Origin of the sequence: Microcystis sp. M015S2 (genome assembly GCF_020245945.1) — a bacterium.
Taxonomy (GTDB): domain Bacteria; phylum Cyanobacteriota; class Cyanobacteriia; order Cyanobacteriales; family Microcystaceae; genus Microcystis.
Map to the genome: position 1 here is coordinate 1 of NZ_JADBTX010000024.1, position 21,055 is coordinate 21,055.

26 protein-coding genes and 1 pseudogene are annotated in these 21,055 nt (G+C 41.7%); 17 read left to right on the forward strand and 10 right to left on the reverse strand.

Going from position 1 to position 21,055, the window contains the following annotated elements:
* The 8 genes and pseudogenes from IM473_RS05485 to IM473_RS05520 all read left to right on the forward strand — a co-directional run.
* Window positions 1-382, forward strand: a 382-nt coding sequence (locus IM473_RS05485) for a tetratricopeptide repeat protein (RefSeq protein ID WP_287659049.1), incomplete at its 5' end; no start/stop codon positions are given.
* Between the two features lie 287 nt (window positions 383-669).
* On the forward strand, window positions 670-891 hold the full coding sequence (locus IM473_RS05490) for a hypothetical protein (RefSeq protein ID WP_106908986.1): 222 nt from the start codon (window positions 670-672) through the stop codon (window positions 889-891).
* Window positions 888-1,301, forward strand: coding sequence for a type II toxin-antitoxin system VapC family toxin (locus tag IM473_RS05495; protein ID WP_287659051.1), 414 nt, complete (start codon window positions 888-890; stop codon window positions 1,299-1,301). The genes IM473_RS05490 and IM473_RS05495 overlap by 4 nt, the downstream gene beginning before the upstream one ends.
* Window positions 1,280-1,457: pseudogene (locus IM473_RS05500) on the forward strand (tetratricopeptide repeat protein). Before IM473_RS05495 ends, IM473_RS05500 begins: the two are co-directional and overlap by 22 nt.
* Before the next feature lie 202 nt (window positions 1,458-1,659).
* Window positions 1,660-1,899, forward strand: a complete 240-nt coding sequence (locus IM473_RS05505; RefSeq protein ID WP_287659053.1) for a hypothetical protein — start codon at window positions 1,660-1,662, stop codon at window positions 1,897-1,899.
* Between the two features lie 35 nt (window positions 1,900-1,934).
* Window positions 1,935-2,360, forward strand: a complete 426-nt coding sequence (locus IM473_RS05510; RefSeq protein ID WP_287659054.1) for a type II toxin-antitoxin system VapC family toxin — start codon at window positions 1,935-1,937, stop codon at window positions 2,358-2,360.
* 2 nt (window positions 2,361-2,362) lie between these two features.
* Complete coding sequence (locus IM473_RS05515) at window positions 2,363-2,578, forward strand: tetratricopeptide repeat protein (protein ID WP_287659055.1); 216 nt, start codon at window positions 2,363-2,365, stop codon at window positions 2,576-2,578.
* A 332-nt stretch (window positions 2,579-2,910) separates the two neighbouring features.
* Window positions 2,911-3,174 (forward strand): type II toxin-antitoxin system Phd/YefM family antitoxin, encoded by a 264-nt coding sequence (locus IM473_RS05520; protein WP_002762167.1) that lies wholly within the window; start codon window positions 2,911-2,913, stop codon window positions 3,172-3,174.
* Between the two features lie 274 nt (window positions 3,175-3,448).
* Here IM473_RS05520 and IM473_RS05525 read toward each other — a convergent pair whose 3' ends face one another.
* The 4 genes from IM473_RS05525 to IM473_RS05540 form a co-directional block, all read right to left on the reverse strand.
* Window positions 3,449-3,673 (reverse strand): type II toxin-antitoxin system HicA family toxin, encoded by a 225-nt coding sequence (locus tag IM473_RS05525; protein ID WP_287659056.1) that lies wholly within the window; start codon window positions 3,671-3,673, stop codon window positions 3,449-3,451.
* Window positions 3,673-3,885: a type II toxin-antitoxin system HicB family antitoxin gene (locus tag IM473_RS05530; protein WP_002749012.1), complete on the reverse strand. Its 213-nt coding sequence runs from the start codon at window positions 3,883-3,885 to the stop codon at window positions 3,673-3,675. The genes IM473_RS05525 and IM473_RS05530 overlap by 1 nt, the downstream gene beginning before the upstream one ends.
* 459 nt (window positions 3,886-4,344) lie before the next feature.
* Complete coding sequence (locus tag IM473_RS05535; RefSeq protein WP_287659058.1) at window positions 4,345-5,538, reverse strand: Coenzyme F420 hydrogenase/dehydrogenase, beta subunit C-terminal domain; 1,194 nt, start codon at window positions 5,536-5,538, stop codon at window positions 4,345-4,347.
* Window positions 5,539-5,653: 115 nt separating this feature from the next.
* A complete protein-coding gene (locus tag IM473_RS05540; RefSeq protein WP_287659059.1) occupies window positions 5,654-6,571 on the reverse strand; it encodes a histone deacetylase family protein in 918 nt (305 codons plus the stop codon).
* A 159-nt stretch (window positions 6,572-6,730) separates the two neighbouring features.
* On the opposite strand from IM473_RS05540, the gene IM473_RS05545 reads away from it, so the two are divergent.
* Window positions 6,731-7,600: an alpha/beta fold hydrolase gene (locus IM473_RS05545; RefSeq protein WP_287659072.1), complete on the forward strand. Its 870-nt coding sequence runs from the start codon at window positions 6,731-6,733 to the stop codon at window positions 7,598-7,600.
* 171 nt (window positions 7,601-7,771) lie between these two features.
* On the opposite strand, the gene IM473_RS05550 is transcribed toward IM473_RS05545, so the two are convergent.
* From IM473_RS05550 to ndhC, 3 genes are read right to left on the reverse strand one after another with little or no spacing between them, the layout of a single operon-like run.
* A complete protein-coding gene (locus IM473_RS05550; protein ID WP_002738424.1) occupies window positions 7,772-8,275 on the reverse strand; it encodes an NAD(P)H-quinone oxidoreductase subunit J in 504 nt (167 codons plus the stop codon).
* Window positions 8,276-9,019 (reverse strand): photosynthetic/respiratory NAD(P)H-quinone oxidoreductase subunit K, encoded by a 744-nt coding sequence (gene ndhK / locus IM473_RS05555; RefSeq protein ID WP_002760976.1) that lies wholly within the window; start codon window positions 9,017-9,019, stop codon window positions 8,276-8,278.
* A gap of 47 nt (window positions 9,020-9,066) precedes the next feature.
* Entirely contained in the window at window positions 9,067-9,429 is a 363-nt protein-coding gene (gene ndhC / locus IM473_RS05560) for a photosynthetic/respiratory NAD(P)H-quinone oxidoreductase subunit C (RefSeq protein WP_002739390.1), read from the reverse strand.
* 1,166 nt (window positions 9,430-10,595) lie between these two features.
* Between ndhC and IM473_RS05565 the strand changes: the two genes are divergently transcribed.
* The 4 genes from IM473_RS05565 (at window position 10,596) to IM473_RS05580 (ending at window position 13,452) form a co-directional block, all read left to right on the forward strand.
* Window positions 10,596-10,907, forward strand: a complete 312-nt coding sequence (locus IM473_RS05565) for a ferredoxin (protein ID WP_287659060.1) — start codon at window positions 10,596-10,598, stop codon at window positions 10,905-10,907.
* A 211-nt stretch (window positions 10,908-11,118) separates the two neighbouring features.
* Window positions 11,119-11,820 (forward strand): MBL fold metallo-hydrolase, encoded by a 702-nt coding sequence (locus IM473_RS05570; protein WP_287659061.1) that lies wholly within the window; start codon window positions 11,119-11,121, stop codon window positions 11,818-11,820.
* A gap of 27 nt (window positions 11,821-11,847) precedes the next feature.
* Entirely contained in the window at window positions 11,848-12,393 is a 546-nt protein-coding gene (locus IM473_RS05575; protein WP_287659062.1) for a rhodanese-like domain-containing protein, read from the forward strand.
* A gap of 180 nt (window positions 12,394-12,573) precedes the next feature.
* Complete coding sequence (locus IM473_RS05580; RefSeq protein WP_287659063.1) at window positions 12,574-13,452, forward strand: sulfite exporter TauE/SafE family protein; 879 nt, start codon at window positions 12,574-12,576, stop codon at window positions 13,450-13,452.
* Between the two features lie 176 nt (window positions 13,453-13,628).
* Here the strand turns inward: IM473_RS05580 and hemC are convergent, their stop codons facing one another.
* Window positions 13,629-14,588, reverse strand: a complete 960-nt coding sequence (gene hemC, locus IM473_RS05585) for a hydroxymethylbilane synthase (protein ID WP_287659064.1) — start codon at window positions 14,586-14,588, stop codon at window positions 13,629-13,631.
* A 418-nt stretch (window positions 14,589-15,006) separates the two neighbouring features.
* On the opposite strand from hemC, the gene IM473_RS05590 reads away from it, so the two are divergent.
* Window positions 15,007-15,570 carry a PEP-CTERM sorting domain-containing protein gene (locus tag IM473_RS05590; RefSeq protein ID WP_287659065.1) on the forward strand — a complete coding sequence of 188 codons (564 nt, stop codon included), beginning with the start codon at window positions 15,007-15,009 and terminating at the stop codon, window positions 15,568-15,570.
* Between the two features lie 67 nt (window positions 15,571-15,637).
* Here the strand turns inward: IM473_RS05590 and IM473_RS05595 are convergent, their stop codons facing one another.
* Window positions 15,638-16,432, reverse strand: a complete 795-nt coding sequence (locus IM473_RS05595; protein WP_287659066.1) for a Uma2 family endonuclease — start codon at window positions 16,430-16,432, stop codon at window positions 15,638-15,640.
* Between the two features lie 189 nt (window positions 16,433-16,621).
* Here IM473_RS05595 and IM473_RS05600 point away from each other — a divergent pair, with 189 nt between their 5' ends.
* The 3 genes from IM473_RS05600 (at window position 16,622) to IM473_RS05610 (ending at window position 20,564) form a co-directional block, all read left to right on the forward strand.
* Complete coding sequence (locus IM473_RS05600) at window positions 16,622-17,545, forward strand: serine/threonine protein kinase (RefSeq protein WP_287659067.1); 924 nt, start codon at window positions 16,622-16,624, stop codon at window positions 17,543-17,545.
* A gap of 133 nt (window positions 17,546-17,678) precedes the next feature.
* Window positions 17,679-18,554: a glycine--tRNA ligase subunit alpha gene (gene glyQ, locus IM473_RS05605; protein WP_287659068.1), complete on the forward strand. Its 876-nt coding sequence runs from the start codon at window positions 17,679-17,681 to the stop codon at window positions 18,552-18,554.
* Window positions 18,555-18,911: 357 nt separating this feature from the next.
* Window positions 18,912-20,564 (forward strand): lipoxygenase family protein, encoded by a 1,653-nt coding sequence (locus IM473_RS05610; protein WP_002800102.1) that lies wholly within the window; start codon window positions 18,912-18,914, stop codon window positions 20,562-20,564.
* A 134-nt stretch (window positions 20,565-20,698) separates the two neighbouring features.
* On the opposite strand, the gene rpsJ is transcribed toward IM473_RS05610, so the two are convergent.
* The gene (gene rpsJ / locus IM473_RS05615; RefSeq protein ID WP_002800099.1) at window positions 20,699-21,016 is read right to left on the reverse strand and encodes a 30S ribosomal protein S10; all 318 of its coding nucleotides are present in this window, start codon (window positions 21,014-21,016) and stop codon (window positions 20,699-20,701) included.
* Between the last annotated feature and the right edge of the window lie 39 nt (window positions 21,017-21,055).

The following is a 21,055-nucleotide window of genomic DNA, read 5'->3' on the forward strand; positions in this document are numbered from 1 at the left end:
CAGATACCCAGAAGCAGAACCTCTCTATCTAGAAGCATTAGATTTGTATAAACGACTCTTGGGAGACAATCATCCCGATGTCGCAACTTCCCTCAACAATTTAGCATACTTGTACAAATCCCAAGGCAGATACCCAGAAGCGGAACCTCTCTATCTAGAAGCTTTAGATTTGAGAAAACGACTCTTAGGAGACAATCATCCCCTTGTGGCAACTTCCCTCAACAATTTAGCAGAATTGTACCGTTCCCAAGGCAGATACCCAGAAGCAGAACCTCTTTATTTGCAAGCTTTAGCAATTGCCGAGCAAGCTTTAGGGGAGAATCATCCTAATACAATAATATTTCGGGAAAATTATAATATCTGTCTTCGTCGTGGGGGATAGCATCTTAGCTGTGATTGGTGTGTGGGATGGACTATGACTAGGGAGCTAGTTAAGAGTGGATTAGAGATGAAGATTGATTGAATGAACCAATCATAGTTAAGAGCGTTGGAAAAGAGGGTCTGTAGGCGCACGGATTTTCCATTATGAATATAGTATCATGTCAAGTCGCCTTTGTCAAGAGAAAATTTGACAACATCCAGATTTAGTCGTAACGCATCACCTATCATTGACTATGATTGAATTAATCACTGATAACTGCTCACTGATAACTGATAACTGATAAAGCTATGACACTCAAAGAACAACTTATTAAAGAAATTGAAACAACTCCCATTTCTCTGCTGCCGGAAATCCTGCATTTTGTCCAATCTATAAAAACAAAACATCCAGACGTTGACTTTATGGAATTTGCTGGTATGGCAGCAGATATAGAAAATACTATGCAAGAGATTGTCGAAGAAGCAGAAGCTAATCGTCAACTTGATTTAAAACGGATAAATGACTTATGAAACAAGCATTACTTGATACCAATATCCTCTCTTATTTTTTACGAGGCAATCCCGCAGTAATTGAACAATTCCGCATCTATCGACAACACTATACTTATATATCGTTTTCAATCTTTACCTATTACGAGATTAAAAGTGGTTTATTGTATAAAGATGCACGAAATCAACAACAACAATTTGAACGTCTTGCAGAAGTCAGTGAAGTAATTGGTTATGATCGTGAAATTAGTGATATAGCTACTCAAATATACGTTAATCTTAGAATAAAAGGACAACTGATTACCCCGATTGATTTGTTTATTGCTGCGACTGCTATTTATTGCGATTATACTCTGATTACAGCTAACATTAAGCATTTTCAAAATATTCCCAATCTTAGTTATGAAAATTGGTATCTCTCAATAATTTAGGACTATTGTATCATTCCCAAGACAGCTACACAGAAGCGGAACCTCTCCATCTAGAAGCGATTAATATTTTCAGAGAAGGATTAGGGGAAAATCATTCCCCATACTCAAACGATTATGGAGAATATAAAACTATGTCGTCCCAACTCTGGCAAGTAGAATTAAGATAGAGTTTGAATGCTTTGGAAAATAGGGTCTGTAGGCGCAAGGATTTTCCATTATGAATATAATATCATGTCAAGTCGCCTTTGTCAAGAGAAAATTTAACAACATCCAGATTTAGTCGTAACGCATCACCTATCATTGACTATGATTGAATTAATCACTGATAACTGATAACTGATTAGCAAGGAATAAAACCATGAACACTAAAGAGAGACTATTGCAAGAGATTGAACAAGCACCGGATTCTTTAATAGAAGAAACTTTGAACTTCCTCCTTTCAGCACAAGCTAGTTATGCTAAATCTGAAAGTAATGTAGGGGAGGCAATATTAAAGCTTCTGGAAGAGATGCCATTAGACAATGACGACTTAGAAAAGTTGCCTATGGATCTTGCTAATCAACATGAACATTATCTTTATGGAGTTCCCAAATCCTAAGCAAAGCCGAAACTAAAGTTTATAGTATCATAGCAATGAAAACCATCTTTGCAGACACATTTTATTGGGTTGCTCTCATTAACAATCGTGATGATTGGCATGAGAAAGCTATAGAAATGACAAGGAAACTCCAGCAGGTAACAATAGTGACAACCGATGAAGTCTTTATTGAAGTTTTCAACAATCTATCTGCTTATGGAATGTCAGTTAGACGAAAAACCTTACAAGTTATTAGAGGCTTACAAAATAATCCCCAAATCTTAGTTATACCTCAAACTCATCAGACGTTCCAATCAGGATTAGATTTATATCAAAATCGTCCAGATAAAGATTACAGCTTAACAGATTGTATATCCATGAAAACAATGCGCCAAATGAATATAAATGAAATTCTTACCCACGATAAGCATTTTACACAAGAAGGATTTTTCATTTTATTTCAAAATATAGAGTTACATTAGAATTGAGACAACAACTACTAGGAGACAATCATCCCCATGTGGCAACTTCCCTCAACAATTTAGAAAACTTGTACTACTCCCAAGTTAGGTACTCAGAAGCGGAACCTCTCTATCTAGAAACGATTAATATTTTCAGGGAAAGATTAGGGGAAAATCATCCCCATACTCAAACGATTATGGAGAATATAAAACTATGTTGTCCCAACTCTGGCAAGTAGAATTAAGATAGAGTTTGAATGCTTTGGAAAAGAGGGTCTGTAGGCGCAAGGATTTTCCATTATGAATATAATATAATGTCAAGTCGCCTTTGTCAAGAGAAAATTTAACAACATCCAGAAAAACGTTATTGTAGGGGTAATTCATGAATTACCCCTACACCTATTACCTAGTCCAGTAACGCACCACCTAATCATCGACTATGATTGAATTAATCACTGATGACTACAATGATGGATAATTATAGGAGGATGCTGTCTGGACTGTGATTAGGTGAGATTGTTAAATCCCTACAATAATTTTTATTATTTCATCATCAAAAAAAGGATTAATTATGATCAAAAAAATTAAAATCGCCGATGCTCAAACCGATTTACCCAGTCTCGTTAAATCGGTTACGGAAGATAACAAAATTTATGCCATTGAGAATCAGGAGGACTCTGTAATTTTGATTTCCCAAAAAAACTATGAAAGTTTACAAGAAACTATCGAATTACTCTCTATTCCTGATTTAAGAGAAAGCTTACAACTATCTCTACAGCAAATTAATGAAAATGAAACCTATTCTTTCGAGGAAGTCTTGGGAGACATTGATTAATGGTTTATGAAGTCAGCATACAACACAATCATAGTATTCATTCAATCATTCCAATCAAAGTTTAGACTGATGATGAACAGAAGTTAATCTATATTCATCGTGCTAAAACCCATTATGGCGAATAAACTAGACCTTGAAAATTCTTGAAAACTAGGGTCTGTAGGCGCACGGATTTTCCATTATGAATATAATATAATGTCAAGTCGCCTTTGTCAAGAGAAAATTTAACAACATCCAGAAAAACGGGGACATGAAGCTTAAATCAAGATGGGAATTACAGCAGACGAATAAATTCTTCTTGTGTCAGTTCAGCATCGCGTAAAATTTTTAGGAGTAATCCTTTCCCGACAGTTTTCCCCCGATGAACCGGTACGGTGACAACTCTTCCATCTTCAGGTTTTAAGCGCAGATGACTTCCTTTTTGTCGGATAGATTGAAACCCTATTCTCGTTAAAGCTTTGATAACTTCATCACCGGTTAATATCGGTAATTTTGGCATCAGATAGACACCTTTTCAATTCCAACAAACTCCGACACATCTTCCGGATTGTCATCTTCCAAGCAAAGTTCAATCACTTCCCTGATATTCTTCATCAATTCATCAATTGTTTCCCCTTGACTGTAACAACCCCGAAGTTGAGGAACTTCCCCAACATAATATCCATCCTCATCTCGTTCAATGACAACATAAAACTCTCTTTGATGGTTCATGGTTCTCAATCCTTAAAAAAATTATCGCTATCTAAGCTTTTATTGGCGATTATTGAGACTTGAAGAGAGAGGTCGCAGGCGCACGGATTTTCCATTATGAATATAGTATCATGTCAAGTCGCCTTTGTCAAGAGAAAATTTGACAAAATCCAATCTATAAAAACAAAACATCCAGACGTTGACTTTATGGAATTTGCTGGTATGGCGGCAGATATAGAAAATACTAAGCTAAGACGCATTTAAACCGCTTATTCTTAGATTAGCCGAACCTCCTCCAATCCCTTTACTGTTGCCTTTTGCCTCTTGCCTTTTGCCTCGTCTCAACAAGCAATTTAAATTACGAACAGCTTATGCAAGAGATTGTCGAAGAAGGGGTGAAGCATTTGGGTGATAACCTATCTCTGAAACCGTAGATTTCCTATCCGAATGCTGGTCCCCTACTTTTTCAGCATACCCTAATTAATCGGGCAATTTATACTGTTCCACAATCTTTTTAGCATATTCAGGAACATGAGCCGCTAATTTTTCAGGATAATTACGTTTAACATAAAGGTAATTACGGGTAAAGTGAGAATCGATGGAAAAGCGAGCATATTCTAACCCTTTAGGCCCGATTTTTTCAATTACTACTCCCATCATTTTTGCCGCCCACATCGGCAAGGTTACACCTTTATCGTAGGCAGGAATACTATTTTGTACCGCCTGTTTTCTATCACCACTAGACATAACATCTTGGGTATCTAATTGATCTTTAACTAACTCTAACATTTCCTTGCCCGTATCATTACGAACGACAATCCATTGCCAGCCAAAAGGTGCGCCCATATAGCCCACAACCAAATCGGCAAGGGAGTTAACATAATCAAAACAAGTCATACAGGAAGGGGCAAAAACATCTTTTAATTTATTAGTCTTTAAGCCAAAAAAAGGAACCATTTCGATGGAGCCATTTTCGTGTTTAAAGTGTACCCGAAAATCCTGCATAAATTCGTAGTGAACCACAGTTTCTGGGGAACGACTGGTGGTTTCTAGAAACTTTTGTAGTCCTGAGCGGGTGACATTATCGACGCAGGGAGTTCCTAAGACATATAATTTTTCCAAGCCTAATTTTTTTTCTACTGCTCTTAGGGCTTGAATTTGACAACCAACTCCGATAACTAATAACCGTTTCATGCCCGATTTTTCAATTTCTTCTAGCACTGATAAATTGGGAGAAAGAGTCGGTTTATTAACTTTAGCGGCGAGAATTTCTTCCTTAGTACGAGCGAGAATCGGCTGCGGTTGAAAGCGATCCTCGGCGGTATTCTGCACACAAACCACCCCTTCTACTAAACCACGATTGAGCATTTCACAGGCAATTGTACTGACGATTCCTGTCCATTGCGCCCCGGGGATAGCTTGTTTTTTCTTGGCAGCCATCATCTCTTGATGAACGCCAAAATAGAGATCATTTTCCTGATTTAAGTCGCGACTTTTGCCGTGTGCTGCTGCTTCTAAATCGGCGATTTGTTGATTGAGAAAAGCACAAGCTTCTTTAACATAGTGAATATAATAAGTGTCACAAAGTCCGCACTCGCTACACAATTCTTTGGCAGGACGACGACTATTAGGCTTGAGGGCTTTGGCTTTTAGGTGTGGCGCAAGCGAGTTCATAATCTTAAAAGGCAACTAGGTCAAGGGTTTTTTTCTATCGATTGTTTACCTTACCGCATTAGATAGCTTTGTTACCAATCTTTTTAAAGAAATGTAACGATTACCCGGAATAGGATCAGAGCAAAGCTTCTAAGGTGGCGACGACGGAAGCCGCTAAAGCTTCTAAATCATAACCACCTTCTAAGCCGAAAAGCAGCGGTTTATTGAGAGTTAAGAGGTATTTGGTTAAAATTCCATAATCTTGTGGGTGTAAACAAATTCCCGCCAGAGGATCCGCTTGATTGGCATCATATCCAGCACTAACAATCACTAAATCCGGTTGAAAATTTTTCAGAAAAGGTATGACTTGCCCCTCAAAATGTTCTTGATAATCTTTAATCGTACTTCCCGCCGATAAGGGAATATTCAAAACATTATTAAATTCACCTTTTTCTCTCGCTTCTCCCGTGCCGGGATAGAAGGGGAATTGATGGAGGGAACAATAGGCAATCTGGGGATGATTTTCGACTATATCCTGGGTGCCATTGCCGTGATGCACGTCCCAATCAAGAATCGCTACTTTTTGCACTCTTTTGTTTTCCAAAGCATAATAAGCGGCAATAGCAGCATTAGAAAACAGACAGAAACCCATGCCATAATTAGAAGTAGCATGATGCCCTGGAGGACGGGCTAAAATAAAGGCAGGATCGCCAGTGGATAAAACTCGATCGACTCCATCTAACCAGCCACTAACCGCTAGTAACGCCACATCGTAACTACGCGCAGAAACGGGAGTATCGGCATCCAATCTCCCCCCACCCCGTTGACAAATTCGCCGCAATCTATCAACATAATCTTGATTATGAACTTGTTTAATCAAAGGGATTACTTCGTCGCGAATTTCGAGCGGTGTCGGTAAATGCCATGTTAATTTTGACTGCCATTCTGTTTGTTTTAAAGCCTCGACAATTGCCGTTAAACGCGCCGCTTTTTCGGGATGGTAAATACCTGTATCGTGATCGAGAAATTCATCGGAATAGATAATCGAGATCATAATCAAATCACTGCTTAACTCGTTGATTTTTGAGCAACCCAATGGTTTTAATCTATCAGAAAAACAGGGGCTTGAGGAGCTATAGTGAAAAAACTTTACCGATCGGGCCACTTTTGCCGGATGATGCAATTATCTCCCCCTAAGGTGACGGAAGCAAAAATGCTGACAAATTTTCAGAAATTTCAACTAGAAGTTAATGGCATTACTATCAATGGTGTCAAAGGTGGGCGCGGTTTTCCGCTGCTTTTGCTGCATGGTTATCCCCAAACCCATCAAATGTGGCATAAAATCGCCCCCCGATTAGCGGCCAATTTTACGGTAATCGCCACGGATCTGCGCGGCTACGGGGATAGCGATAAACCCTTACCCCTAGAGGATTCTAGCAATTATTGCAAACGGGTGATGGCCCTCGATCAGGTGTTGCTGATGGAAAAATTGGGTTATCAGGAGTTTTATCTGATCGGCCACGATCGAGGGGCGCGAGTTTCCCACCGTCTCGCCCTTGATTTTCCAGAAAAGGTCAAAAAACTCGTTTTACTCGATATAGCCCCGACGCTGGCGATGTACGAGGCTACTGATCAAACTTTTGCCACTGCCTACTATCATTGGTTTTTCTTGATTCAGCCTTCCCCTTTTCCCGAAACCCTGATCGCTGCTAATCCCGATTATTATCTGCACCATTGCTTGCAAAGTTGGGGGCGAGATTTTAGCGCTTTTACAGAGGAAGCTTTGGGGGAATATCGGCGTTGTTTTCGAGATTTAAGCACGATAACCGCCACCTGTGCCGATTATCGGGCCGCCGCTACCATCGATTTAGAGCATGATCGTCAGGATTTAGACCAGAAAATTTCCTCTCCCCTCTTGGTTCTTTGGGGAAAAAAAGGTTTCATCGCACGTCAATACGATGTGATCGCTCTTTGGCAGCAGCGAGCTAATCAAGTCACGGGACAGGCGATCTCCAGTGGTCATTTTTTACCGGAAGAGGCACCGGAAGAGACGGCACAGGCGATCGAGGATTTTCTCGGCTAAGTAATACTAAATCCTGTTATTAAAAACTGATTATTTATTCTCCGTTTTGCATGAGTGCCTCTCCTGATATGTAGTCCATACTCAACGGATTTAGTATCAAAAAAAAATCGGGCTAGAAATAGCTTCCAACCCCATAGGATCCATAACCTAATTAGTGATTAAATTCTCGACTTAGTAAGCGTCCTGTAGTTCGTAGAATTCGGGAGAAACGTAATCTTTGCGTAGGGGCCAACCTACCCAATCTTCCGGCATTAAAATCCGTTTTAGGTGGGGATGTCCTTCATAAATAATGCCGAACATATCATAACTTTCTCGTTCTTGCCAGTCAGCGGCTTTCCAAATCCAGTAAACCGAGGCAACCCTGGGATTATCTCTAGGAAGAAAGACTTTTAAGCGCACTTCCACGGGACTATCGACATTATCGGTTACTTTGACCAGATGATAGAAACTAACTAATTCTTTACCTGGTCCCAAATCGTAAGCGCCCTGACATTGGAGATAATTAAAGCCATAAGCGAATAAAGCAGTGGCCAGAGGAATTAAAAATTCTGCTTCTACTTTAATCAATTCCACACCACTATGGTCAGCTTCTAAAGCTTGATGATCAAAACCATTTTCGCTTAACCAAATCGAAGTGGGGCCAGCTTGCACAATAGCTGTGGTTTCTTCAGTCATTTAGATTTCTTCCTTTTGTTTCGTGGTCAAAAGAGCGGGAGGAACAGGCATACCAGTGGCTTCTAGTAACTCTTTCGGAGGTGCTTGACGGGTGGCCGATTGCAGATATTTACCCGTAAGAATCGGTTCCGTGGCCTGCATTTTGTGGGTGGTGCTGTAATAACGATTGGTTTGCTGGAGGACAGTCCCGCGTTCTTGAATAGATTCGTTAGCGACTTTTTTCCGCAGTTTAATAATTGCATCGATAATCGCTTCCGGACGGGGGGGACAACCGGGTATATAGACATCGACGGGGATAAGTTTATCTACTCCTCTAACTGCGGTGGTGGAGTCACTGCTGAACATTCCCCCCGTAATCGTACAGGCACCCATGGCGATAACGTATTTGGGTTCTGGCATTTCTTCATACAGACGCACCAAAGCGGGGGCCATTTTCATAGTGATTGTACCGGCAGTGATGATTAAATCGGCTTGCCGGGGACTAGAACGGGGAACTAAACCAAAGCGATCAAAATCAAAACGGGAACCAATCAAGGCCGCGAACTCGATAAAACAGCAAGCTGTACCGTATAGCATCGGCCAAAGACTTGACAAACGCGCCCAGTTATATAGGTCATCAACGGTGGTAAGGATGACATTTTCCGATAAATCCTGGGTAACTTTAGTGCGTTCGATGGGATTGAGGATTTTTTCGCTTTGTTGTTCGATAATTTGCTTAAATTCGCTGGTAGGGTTGGGACTCATCGGGTTATCCTCTCATGAAAAGTCAAAAATAAGGAAAATTATGGCCGTTATGACCATTCTAAGGCTCCTTTCCGCCAAGCATAGACGAGAGCAACCACAAGGATAGCAATAAAGATCAGTGCTTCTACAAAAGCTAATAGACCCAATTGATTGAAAGCTACCGCCCAAGGGTAGAGAAAGACGGTTTCCACGTCAAAAACCACGAAAACGAGGGCAAACATATAATAACGAATGTTAAACTGAATCCAAGCACCGCCGATCGGTTCCATCCCCGATTCATAGGTAGTGCGTCTTTCCGGACCGCCACCACTAGGCCGCAGGACTTTGGAGGCAGTTAGGGATAGGATTGGTACTAAACTGCAAGCGAGCAGAAATCCTAGAAAATACTCGTAACCTTTGAGGACAAACACTGGGTTTTTTTTCTCCTTATTCGCTATCGACAGGGGAAGTTGTCGGCATCTCTATGGCTACTTATTATAGAGGCTTTAGCAACCCGTCTCCTTCTCAAAAGCAGCATTGAAGATGTTTATCGATACCATTAGCTAATCATCGGGTTGAGCTTCGCTTCTGTCTCTGTTTTGCCCTTAACTCTGACGGGGTGACAAGGAAGCCTACAATCCCTATGAGAAGCGAAGTGTAGCTAAATATGGTAAAAAAGAAGTGGCTGCGATCAGCTGTTGACTATCTCAATGAGTACCAGAGTGGTAAGTTCGAGCATTTGTACTAAAATTTCCCCTAGGCAGTGTAAATTATCAGAAATGCTGTCCACCGGATTATAGTTTTTTTGTTAATGCACTGGCTCCAAGCAGCGATCGCTTAAGACAATATATCATTATGCAGTTACTAAAACTGACCCGCTAGAATTTTGCTAAATCTCTTAATAGCTTGTTTATGTCTTAAAATAAGACTGATTAGATTATAACGATTACAATTTAAGTAAGTAGTTATTGCCTCTGATCCCCCCTGCCCCCCTTAATAAGGGGGGTGCCGATAGGCGGGGGGATCTGACAACTTTTAACGCCTACCTACTTAAATAGTGACGAGTACAATTTCCAATCCCCAGTCGGATTAACTTTGTTAGCTATAGCATCCTTAAATAAAATGTGAAAAGGTATCGTATTTTTTAAGGTTAGGAAAATTCAATAATTGAAATTTACAAAAAACTCGAACAGTCGTTTAACCACAAGAAAACTTTTCGCCATCCCCTAAAATCTGCTCAAAAGACTTGTTAACTGTAGCCAAATCATTTCTACTAGATTTTCTTCGGTTTGGTGCGTTCTCAGTTGTCTGCTGACGCTCTTGGCACTATTTCTCCGAATCAACCCTTTTTAAGGCATTAGGGAAGGATAGGCTATGCAGACTTTTATTTTATGAGACTAGGCTATTGTATCAACTTTTAATTAAACAGCTAATCGGCTAAAGTGATAAGTAAATATTATTTTAAGTTTATTTAAGGCTGTCATTACTAATGCTAAGTTAAGCTGGGTAAATTTTCGCGTAGTATCAAAAAGGAAACTCATTCGACCCGTTCGGTCTAAACGGGGAGAGAAGGCATTTTGAGACTGAGGAACAACCTATGGCAAAGAAAACAAAGACAACCACTTATAAAGTCACCCTGAAAACACCCCATGGCGAGCATAAAATTGATGTTCCCGATAATGAATATATTCTCGAGATAGCGGAAGAAAAAGGATTAGATTTACCTTCTTCTTGCCGTGCTGGTGCTTGTTCTGCTTGCGCTGGTAAAATCGAATCCGGTAGCGTTGATCAATCCGAGCAATCCTTCTTAGATGACGATCAAATTGAAGCGGGTTATGTCCTCACCTGTGTGGCCTATCCTACTTCTGACTGTGTGATCGTCACCCACAAAGAAGAAGATTTGTACTAATTTAACTCAATATTCGGGGGTTAGATACTCCAACAATACAACAATAATAGAGCGGGAACTGCAAGGGCGACAGTTCTCGCTTTATTTGTATTTTTGCCTCTTGACTCGACAGTGAGATACAGCCCAAAAATTAATCATGCCAGAGGTCTCCCAAGAATTTATAATTGTATAGTAGTATAGTTATAAAAATATATAAAGAGAGTCAGAGATCATGCTATTCCGTCAGATGTTTGATCCCGAAACCAGCACTTATACTTATTTGATTGCCGATCCCGTCAGCAAGGAAGCGGCATTAGTGGATTCAGTACGGGAACAGGTGGAAAGGGATTATCAGCAATTACGGGAGCTAGGATTAACGCTAAAATATTGTTTAGAAACCCATATTCACGCCGATCACGTCACAGGAACCGGAAAATTAAGGCAAATCACAGGCTGTCAGGGTATAGTTCCCGAAAATGCTCAAGTAGCCTGTGCCGATCGCCATCTGACGGATGGAGAGGAATTGTTACTAGGAAATATCACCATCAAAGCGATCGCTACTCCTGGCCACACCGATAGTCATCTAGCCTATTTAGTCAATAACAGTCATCTTTTGACAGGAGATGCCCTATTTATCCGGGGTTGTGGTCGTACCGACTTCCAAAGCGGCGATGCTGGTACTCTCTTTGATTCGGTCACGCAAAAACTTTTCACTCTCCCCGATAGTACCCTAGTTTATCCCGGCCACGACTATCGCGGTTTAACTGTCTCCACCATTGCCGAAGAAAAACAAGACAATCCCCGTTTTGTCGGACGTAACCGCCGACAATTTATCGAGTTGATGAACAGTCTTAATTTACCCGATCCCAAAAAGATCATGGAGGCAGTTCCCGCTAACCAAGGCTGCGGCAATTTAGGAGTTGTTTTAGCTTAAATATCTATTCCATTCAGGAGATTAACGATGACCCATACCACAAATCAAGCAAAATTACTAGAATTTGATGCCCATACTTTAAAAAACTTAATTGAGCGCCGAGAAGTTTGCTTAATTGACGTGCGAGAACCGGGGGAGTACGCCAGCGATCGCATTCCGGGGGCGAAATTAGTACCACTTTCCAGTTTTAACCCTAATTCGATCGCTTTTGACCCCGATCAAACCCTAGTTCTCTACTGTAATTCCGGCAGAAGGTCCACTGTAGCGGCACAAAAACTGATTGCGGCAGGATTTAGCCAAGTTGCCCAGCTTAAAAACGGCTTAAATACTTGGAAAAGTGCGGGTTATACCACCGAAAAAGACCAAAATGCGCCAATTAGTTTATTCCGTCAGGTGCAGATCGTCGCTGGTTCCTTAGTTGTCCTTGGAACAGTATTAGGAGCCTTTCTCTCGCCTTGGTTCCTGATTTTAAGCGGTTTTGTCGGTTCCGGTCTAGTTTTTGCCGGTATTAGTAATACCTGTGCTTTAGCTATGCTTCTGGCTAAACTTCCCTACAATCAACCCCATCAGTAAGCAGTAATCAGTAACCAGTAAATAATAAAATATGATTTCCTGATAACTGATAACAAGAGAAGAATCTAAAACCTAAGATGTACTTAGTTTCTAGCCTTCTTTTTAGGTAGGAGAATTGCCAGATTCTTTACTTGGGGCCTCTTGCCTGTTGCCTTCAGAAGCTGATCACTGATAACTGAAATGACTTGGTTAATTGGACATTTATTAGCCGTTTGTACGGGGATTAGTCTGGGATTGTTAGGAGGAGGAGGTTCTGTACTAGCATTACCGATTCTAGTCTATGTGATGGGAGTACCGACCAAATCGGCGATCGCTATGACGCTTCTAGTCATCGGTAGTGTCAGTTTACTCGCCACGATTCCCCACTGGAAAAAAGGCAACATTAACTTAAAAACCGCTTTTATCTTCGGTTCTGCGACGATGGTAGGGGCTTTTTGCGGAGCAAGATTAGCCACATTACCCTTTGTCACTGCAACCTTCCAGATGCTCCTGTTTGCGACACTAATGCTCATAGCGGCAGCCTTTATGATCGGCAGCTCAACACAGATAGATAATCCTGATTATAAAGCCCGCGATCGGCCAAAAAATCTCACCCTCTACCCCCAACCGGTCTGTCAATATTGCTGGCTCTGGTTAATGAGTGAAGGAATCGCTGTGGGTGTCCTGACGGGATTAGTTGGGGTTGGGGGAGGCTTCGCTATCGTTCCCGCGCTGGTATTATTGGGTAAAATCCCCATGGTTCAGGCGATCGCCACTTCCCTGCTGATTATTTCCCTCAATTCTCTAGCCGGATTACTGGGCTATTTAGGTCATATTAGCCTCGATTGGCAGTTAACCCTATCCTTTGCTTTTGCGGCTGCCCTCGGTACTCTCATCGGTTCCTATCTAGGACAGTTTGTGTCCGCAAAACAGTTACAAAAAGGTTTTGGTTATTTTCTCTTAGCGATCGCAACTTTAGTCTTAATTCAAAATCGTCACATCTTGCACAATTTCCTAGCTCCGAAAGGCCATTCTATTATCCCGGCGGAGAAGACTATCAATCGAACTGAAGTCAATTAAATCTCGATACTGGGAGAATTGCTGCAATACTGACCAGCTGCTTGCCTATCCCCATCACTTGTTAAAACTGCATGGGAGAGGCACTGGAGCTTTTTGCTGTTATCAGTAAAGAGCAATTAGAAAAAAGAAAACGGCACCTTTCTACTTAAGACTGATCACTGATCACTGATCACTGATTATCGGCCCACTTCAGCGAAAATCTCGGCTAAAATCTCTCCAGCACCAGCATCGCGCACTTTATGGGCTAAATCTCGTCCTAAGACTTCCCCATGGCTAGGATCACCGCTAACCGAGTCCTTAATCAGGCGCTTACCGTCGAGACTAGCCACCATACCCGTTAAAGTTAGCATACCATCCTCGATCGCCGTATTCACTCCGATGGGAACTTGACAGCCCCCCTGCAACTCGCGTAAAAAAGCGCGTTCAGCATAGCATCTATCGCGGCTAGGGGCGTGTTCCAACACTTTTAGGACTTCCAAAACCTCCGGATCAGCATCGCGGCATTCTATCCCTAAAGCCCCCTGTCCCACCGCATGGAGAGAAATCTCCGCCGGAATAACCTGATGAACTCGATCGCCTAATCCTAACCTTTCTAGTCCCGCTACTGCCAGAATAATCCCATCGTATTCTCCCGCGTCCAGTTTGGCCAGACGGGTGTTGACATTGCCGCGCACATCTTTAAAAGTCAGATGGGGATAATGGTGACGCAATTGCGCTAATCGCCGCAGGGAAGAAGTCCCCACCACTGCACCTTCCGGTAAAGTGTCTAATTGATAGTCTTGATTTTGGCTATTTACCACCAAAGCATCGGCCGGATTAACTCTTTCAGTGACGCAACCCAAGATTAAGCCTTCGGGTAAATTAGTGGGCAGATCCTTGAGAGAATGGACAGCAAGATCGATCGATCTATCCAACATTCCCACTTCTAATTCTTTGGTAAATAAACCCTTATCACCGATTTTCGCCAGGGCCACATCGAGAATTTTATCGCCCTGGGTACTCATCGTCTCCACCTCGAACTGTCGATGGGGGTGGTGTTTACTCAATTCTGCCTGTACCCAGTATGTTTGTACTAGGGCTAACTGACTTTTACGCGAACCGATACGCAGGGAACGAGGAGGACTAGAAACGGACATATCTGAAGTAGGAATTTAACTAAACATCTATCTGACTGCTCGATCTAGACTATCCTGATCTCACCCCTGTTGAGTAATCACTTTCTAGCTTAGGGGTAAATAGTTACATCTCTTAATATTTTTAGGCAAATAGGGTGATGGGGTTTTCGGGAAGGGGTCAAAGTTTAAAGGTCAGTGGTTCGGTTTCTGCGTTGGTATCTAAAAAATTAACCGACTGCAAACCCTGTATAGGGTCTAACTAAAGGTTGATGAACAGCTAAACAGCTTAAACCTTAACCCATTATTAACGCTATTCTCCGATAATTCTCCGTAATTAATTAATTTATATTAATTTTCGTAGGAGATACTTGACATTCCCCCCCCCCTATGTTAGTCTGGTTGCTGTTCCCAATTCAATTTCTTCGTAACAAAAGCAATTATGTCTGTGAAAACCTCTTTAGCTGGGGCTGCTGCCGCCATCGGTTTGACCGCCCTAGCCTATCCCGCCCAAGCTGCCACCTACACCTTAAATTATACCCACGGTAGCCCAGTAGGAACCCCAATAACTTTCTCCGCAAAACTGACAGGAATGGCTGCATGGAATGTTATCACTGTCACTGGATTTAGCAATGCCATATACAACGGGACTCCCTGGAATCCCACTCCGCCATACGTAAACAGCTACAGTGACTTTTTTGCGCTAACTGCTCTTGCTCCCTTGGTTAGTCTGGATAATTCAGTGACAGATATTGTGTTTGGCGATACAGGTCTCAATCAAACAGTTGCCTTTGGCCCTGCACAAGGCGTTCCTGGTGACATTGTGGTTTTTTCTTCTTTCGGTTTTACTCCTGGTGCTCCCGACACAAACGGTGCTGAACAACCATTGGGTACTTTAACTATAACCGAGGACACAGCCGTAGCTGTCCCTGAACCTAGTGCTGTTGTCGCCATGTTGGGGTTAGGTTTGGGCGCCTTGGCTTCTAAAGTTAGGAAACAAGGTTAATTTTGATTTCCAGGCTGAGAGTTGGGGGTGCAAGCAGTTCGATAAACTCACTGACCACCTTGCACCCCTACAGGTTTTCATCAGGATTGATGCCTAATTCTCTTAATCTTGCCGTTAATTGCTCAATTTTTTGTAAAGCCAGTTCTTTCTGTTGTCTTTCATATTCCTTTTGCTGACGTTCGTGTTCTTGTTGTTGTAAAGCCAGTTCTTTTTGTTGACGTTCAGATTCTTTGGCCTGTTTCTCCAGAAGAGCGGCTTCCTCAGGTGTTGGGATTAACTGACCCCTAGAACTAAAATAACGCAATTTATCAGCGTAGATCCCTAAATATAAGCCCAATTCTTCACTCCATAACCAACCTTGCTGATTGGGTTCAATCGGTTGATATTTTCCCCTAATTAACGTATATCCTTCAAACTCTAAACTATAGGGGTCAAACCAGAAATAATCAGGAGTCCTAAAGGTATTCTGATAAATTTCTTTCTTTTCTTCCCTATCAGTCTTAGCGGTACTTTCTGAGAGGATTTCTATAATCACATTAGGATATTTTCCCTCTTCTTGCCATACTACCCAACTTTTCCGGTTTTGGTTTCTAGTTGTTCCCAATACTACAAAAAAGTCGGGTCCTCTAAAGTATTCTGATTTTTTCTGATTGGGACTGTAGTAGATGGTTAAATTCCCGGTTGCAAAGTAATCTTCTCTATCTTGCCATAACCATTCTAGGCATTTTATCAATAAAATAATCTGAGTTAGATGTAAATTACTTTCCAATGGCGGTTCATCACTCCAAAATTCGCCCTTGGGGAAGATTATCTCATCTTTTCGGGCGGTTTGGCTAGGGGATAGGGGTTGAGTCGTAGTCATGGTTATCTGCTATGAATAATAAGCTGTCCTTGTATTTAAACTGCTTGTTGAGACGGGACAAGGGGCAACAGTAAAGGGGTTGGGTGAGATTCAGCTAATCTCAGGATAGGTGCTTAAAATGCGTCTTAGCCTATTATTTGTGTTAATCTCATCTTTACAGATCAAAACCCCAAATCGTCTAAGGAGACAATGGCCGCCAATTCTCGGAATAAATCGCCCGTTTTTCTCGGCTGTTCCAGCAGGATCGCTATTTTTTGCCTCTTGATGCTATTATCGGCGGCAATAGGCTGGTTAATCGGTAAACAGTGGGTTAAACACAGCAATCAACCCCAAACCGTTAAACCCGTTTTTGCCACGGAAGAAAATAATTTTAATTCTGCCACAGATCCGGCATGGCAACGGAAAGCTGAGATGAGAAAGCGCCGTCTGGAGTTGGGAATTGATAGTCAGTTTTTTAAAAATCTCGTCAATGAATTGTTTAGCCTCCGCTATGGGAATATCAAAGAGGAAAAACAGAAACAGGAACAAAGAGATATTTTAGCAGCAGAAATCCTCGATCGCTTAGACCGTCTCGATTCTGGCACTAGAGAAGCATTAGGTAGCTACGACGAGCAACAGCGAGAAAAATGGCGAGAACAAGTGAATCAGTTACGATTAAGCAGTAGAGTCCTTAATTTACTCACTGATACTGCCTTTTTTCAGCTATTTCCCGAATTGACAGAAAGACCAAATTTTGATAGTAGTCTAGGGCAATTGTGGAGTGGTTTGGCCTGGAATCAGTTACAATCTTTACAGTCTGGCCTATCCTACCAAGCGATCGAAAGTTTAGACGCGGGGGGAGAGGAAGTGATCGAGGCAATTATCAGCGAGGGACAAGGAAAAGCCTATGCAATACAATTGCGTTCCAGTGATCGGTTAGACTTAAATTTAGAGACGGAAGGCGAAGTTTTACTATCTTTCTACTCTCCCAGTGGCAAGGTCACTCTCTTAGACAAGTCTAGCGATCGGCAATGGTCCGGTCAATTACCCGAAGAGGGATTTTATGAATTAGTTATTCTCCCCCAATCTTCTACCCCCGTTCACTTTCGCTTACAGTTAAAATTAAGTCAATGAATTTAACCGTCAGTTATCAGTTATCAGTTTACTGTTTACTGATCACTGAAAAGCTCCCCACTTCCCAATTCATAATTTATAATTTATAATTCATAATTTATAATTCCCCTAACCCGCTTTTTTACTTTTTCCCATGTCTCTAACTTTCCAAGCTGTTATCGCTAAATTAAATGAATTTTGGTCTGATCGCGGTTGTTTAGTTGCTCAACCCTATGATACCGAAAAAGGTGCGGGAACCATGAGTCCCCATACTTTTTTAAGGGCAATTGGTCCGGAACCTTGGGCCGTTGCCTATGTGGAACCCTGTCGTCGTCCTACGGATGGCCGTTATGGCGAAAATCCCAATCGTTTTCAGCATTACTATCAATATCAAGTCCTAATTAAACCCTCTCCCGATAATATTCAGGAAATCTATTTAGACTCCCTCCGGGTGTTAGGAATTAACCCAGAAGATCACGATATTCGCTTCGTGGAAGATAACTGGGAATCTCCCACCCTCGGCGCTTGGGGTGTGGGTTGGGAAGTGTGGTTAGATGGTATGGAAATCACCCAATTTACCTACTTTCAACAGTGTGGGGGTATCGATTGTCGTCCCGTGGCGATCGAAATTACCTACGGTTTAGAAAGATTAGCCATGTATCTGCAAGATGTGGAGGCAATTAATAAAATTCAATGGAATGAAAATATCCTCTACGGTGATATTTTTCTACAAAATGAAATCGAACAATGTACCTACAATTTTGAGGCTTCTAATCCTGAGTTGTTATTTAGTTTATTCAGTTTATATGAACAGGAAGCTAAACAATTAATCGATCGCTCTCTGGTGATTCCCAGTCTAGATTATGTTCTCAAATGTTCCCATACTTTTAATTTACTCGATGCTAGAGGTGTGATTGCTGTAGCTGAAAGAACCCGTTATATCGGCAGAATTCGCCATTTAGCGCGACAGGTTGCTCAATTGTATTTACAGCAACGAGAAGCTTTAGGTTTTCCCCTACAAACGGTTTAGCAATCAGTTATTCTAGCCGTCAGCCTTTTCAGTAATCAGTAATCAGTTACCAGTTATAGATGCGAGTTTTCAGTTCACTGTTTACTGTTCACTGATAAAATCTCCCCAACCTCAAACCAGTAACTTTGTACCTCATCAGTCAGAGAATTAATATATTAAGTTTTACAAACAGAGGCGATATTTCTGCAATCTAACCAGGTTCTACCGGTATATTAGTGGGTGACACTATATCTAGCCTGTAATTCGCCTCAAAAGACCCTTTTGTTGGAGGTAATTCTTTACTTTGACTAGCCTATTAGTGCCAGGAAAAAGACTAAGTTTTTTAAGTTCTAATTTTTTAGACAAGGAGTTACTTTGATGATACCATCGCTACCCCAAAATGATGCTGATTCTATCAAACGACAAGAATTACTACAAAGACAAAAACAAGTCTACATCTATGATTCCGTTAGTGGTATCACCCTCGTCAAAGATTTACCTGCCCAAGAAAATTTCTCTATTTCCTATCAATTAATGCTGCGTAAAGGCTTGAGTGCTTTAATTGCCAATAGCGTGGCCACGAAAATAGAAAATGTCTTTGATCCCTTTGACAAATTAGAAGATTACGAACAACTTTTTCCTCTCCTTCCCAAACCCACAAGTATTAAAACTTGGCAATCTAACACAAGTTTTGCCTACCAAAGATTAGCGGGATTAAATCCCATGGTCATCCGCGGGATTAGCAGCATACCGGATAATTTCCCCGTCAGCGATGCTATCTTCCAAAAAGCCATGGGACCCGATAAAACCATTGCCTCGGAAGCCGCTAAGGGTAACTTATTTCTAGCAGATTATGCCCCCCTAAACAACCTAACTTTAGGCAGTTATCAAAGGGGTATGAAAACCGCAACAGCACCTCTTGTCCTTTTCTGTTGGCGCGCTAGAGGTTTACGCGGTCAAGGGGGATTAGTACCGGTTGCCATTCAATTGTATCAGGATCCGACCGTACCTAATCAGCGCATCTATACCCCCGATGACGGACTTAATTGGTTAATGGCGAAGATTTTCGTGCAAATTGCCGACGGAAATCATCATGAATTAGTTAGTCACCTCAGCCATACCCATTTAGTAGCGGAAGCTTTTGTTTTAGCCACAGCTACCGAGTTAGCACTCAATCATCCTCTGGCAATTCTATTAAAACCTCATTTTCAATTTACCCTCGCTATTAATACTTTAGCCGAGAGCGAGTTAATTAGCCCAGGCGGATTCGTTGATCGTCTATTAGCGGGGACGCTAGAAGCATCTATCGAGATAATTAAGACTTCCTATCGTCAAAGATTGGATAATTTCGCCGATTATACCCTACCCAAGCAATTAGCCTTCCGCCAAGTCGATGATACCTCCCGACTACCAGATTACCCCTACCGAGACGATGCTCTCTTACTTTGGCAAGCAACGGAAACCTACGTCAAAGATTACCTAAGTCTTTACTATACTTCCGACGCGGATGTAAACGAGGATACAGAATTACAAGCTTGGGTGCGAAAATTGATGTCACCTGAAGGTGGAGGCATTAAAAAATTAGTTTCTGACGGAAAATTAGACACTTTAGCCAAATTAATCGAAGTTGTCACCCAGATAATTTTTATTGCTGGACCACAACACGCGGCGGTTAATTATTCTCAATACGATTATCTCGCCTTTTGCGCGAATATTCCCCTAGCCGGTTATCAATCTCCTCCCAAAGCATCTGAGGAGGTGGATATGGATTATATTCTCCGTCTTTTGCCCCCCCAGGCCCAGGCCACTTATCAATTGGAAATTATGCACACTTTAACAGCTTTTCAATTCAACCGTTTTGGTTATCCATCCCGAAATGATTTCCCAGATCAACGCACTTACCCGATTTTGGCGGTTTTCCAAGCTAAATTAAAAGCGATCGAAAATGAGATCGATCGGCGCAATTCAACCCGAATTACGCCTTATATTTTCCTGAAACCCTCTCGCATCCCCAATAGTATCAATATTTAAAGAGCAACCGCCACCTTGATGGGCTGCTGGGGTATCTAATGGCGATTCTCGTCCACAAAAACTAGACGAGAAACACCATGACAAAGAGTCTCTAAGAAAAAAAGATGTTAGCGATAACATCTTTTTGGCATTTTTTACAATTTAACTTCAATATCAACCCCTGCGGGTAAATCTAATTTCATCAAAGCATCGATTGTCTTAGAAGAGGGTTGGTAAATATCAATAATGCGGCGATGGGTGCGGGTTTCAAAATGTTCACGGGAGTCCTTGTCAACGTGAGGGGAACGCAGGACACAATAAATCTTTCTTTTGGTCGGTAGGGGAATCGGTCCGATGGCCGTGGCGTTAGTTCTATTGGCAGTATCGACAATCTTCTCACAGGAAGTATCGAGTAAGCGCCGGTCAAAAGCTTTCAAACGAATGCGAATTTTCTGTTGTTGTAACGTAGCCATAATTTCACCTATTGCAATTGTCAAGGTACGAGATAAAGA

What these genes read in the sequence shown, in the direction of transcription:
- IM473_RS05490 (WP_106908986.1), top strand. Translation starts at nt 670, where the DNA reads ATGACACTCAAAGAACAACTTATTAAAGAAATTGAAACAACTCCCATT.
- IM473_RS05495 (WP_287659051.1), top strand. Translation starts at nt 888, where the DNA reads ATGAAACAAGCATTACTTGATACCAATATCCTCTCTTATTTTTTACGA.
- IM473_RS05505 (WP_287659053.1), top strand. Translation starts at nt 1,660, where the DNA reads ATGAACACTAAAGAGAGACTATTGCAAGAGATTGAACAAGCACCGGAT.
- IM473_RS05510 (WP_287659054.1), top strand. Translation starts at nt 1,935, where the DNA reads ATGAAAACCATCTTTGCAGACACATTTTATTGGGTTGCTCTCATTAAC.
- IM473_RS05520 (WP_002762167.1), top strand. Translation starts at nt 2,911, where the DNA reads ATGATCAAAAAAATTAAAATCGCCGATGCTCAAACCGATTTACCCAGT.
- IM473_RS05525 (WP_287659056.1), bottom strand. Translation starts at nt 3,673, where the DNA reads ATGCCAAAATTACCGATATTAACCGGTGATGAAGTTATCAAAGCTTTA.
- IM473_RS05530 (WP_002749012.1), bottom strand. Translation starts at nt 3,885, where the DNA reads ATGAACCATCAAAGAGAGTTTTATGTTGTCATTGAACGAGATGAGGAT.
- IM473_RS05535 (WP_287659058.1), bottom strand. Translation starts at nt 5,538, where the DNA reads ATGAACTCGCTTGCGCCACACCTAAAAGCCAAAGCCCTCAAGCCTAAT.
- IM473_RS05540 (WP_287659059.1), bottom strand. Translation starts at nt 6,571, where the DNA reads ATGATCTCGATTATCTATTCCGATGAATTTCTCGATCACGATACAGGT.
- IM473_RS05545 (WP_287659072.1), top strand. Translation starts at nt 6,731, where the DNA reads ATGCTGACAAATTTTCAGAAATTTCAACTAGAAGTTAATGGCATTACT.
- IM473_RS05550 (WP_002738424.1), bottom strand. Translation starts at nt 8,275, where the DNA reads ATGACTGAAGAAACCACAGCTATTGTGCAAGCTGGCCCCACTTCGATT.
- ndhK (WP_002760976.1), bottom strand. Translation starts at nt 9,019, where the DNA reads ATGAGTCCCAACCCTACCAGCGAATTTAAGCAAATTATCGAACAACAA.
- IM473_RS05565 (WP_287659060.1), top strand. Translation starts at nt 10,596, where the DNA reads ATGGCAAAGAAAACAAAGACAACCACTTATAAAGTCACCCTGAAAACA.
- IM473_RS05570 (WP_287659061.1), top strand. Translation starts at nt 11,119, where the DNA reads ATGCTATTCCGTCAGATGTTTGATCCCGAAACCAGCACTTATACTTAT.
- IM473_RS05575 (WP_287659062.1), top strand. Translation starts at nt 11,848, where the DNA reads ATGACCCATACCACAAATCAAGCAAAATTACTAGAATTTGATGCCCAT.
- IM473_RS05580 (WP_287659063.1), top strand. Translation starts at nt 12,574, where the DNA reads ATGACTTGGTTAATTGGACATTTATTAGCCGTTTGTACGGGGATTAGT.
- hemC (WP_287659064.1), bottom strand. Translation starts at nt 14,588, where the DNA reads ATGTCCGTTTCTAGTCCTCCTCGTTCCCTGCGTATCGGTTCGCGTAAA.
- IM473_RS05590 (WP_287659065.1), top strand. Translation starts at nt 15,007, where the DNA reads ATGTCTGTGAAAACCTCTTTAGCTGGGGCTGCTGCCGCCATCGGTTTG.
- IM473_RS05595 (WP_287659066.1), bottom strand. Translation starts at nt 16,432, where the DNA reads ATGACTACGACTCAACCCCTATCCCCTAGCCAAACCGCCCGAAAAGAT.
- IM473_RS05600 (WP_287659067.1), top strand. Translation starts at nt 16,622, where the DNA reads ATGGCCGCCAATTCTCGGAATAAATCGCCCGTTTTTCTCGGCTGTTCC.
- glyQ (WP_287659068.1), top strand. Translation starts at nt 17,679, where the DNA reads ATGTCTCTAACTTTCCAAGCTGTTATCGCTAAATTAAATGAATTTTGG.
- IM473_RS05610 (WP_002800102.1), top strand. Translation starts at nt 18,912, where the DNA reads ATGATACCATCGCTACCCCAAAATGATGCTGATTCTATCAAACGACAA.
- rpsJ (WP_002800099.1), bottom strand. Translation starts at nt 21,016, where the DNA reads ATGGCTACGTTACAACAACAGAAAATTCGCATTCGTTTGAAAGCTTTT.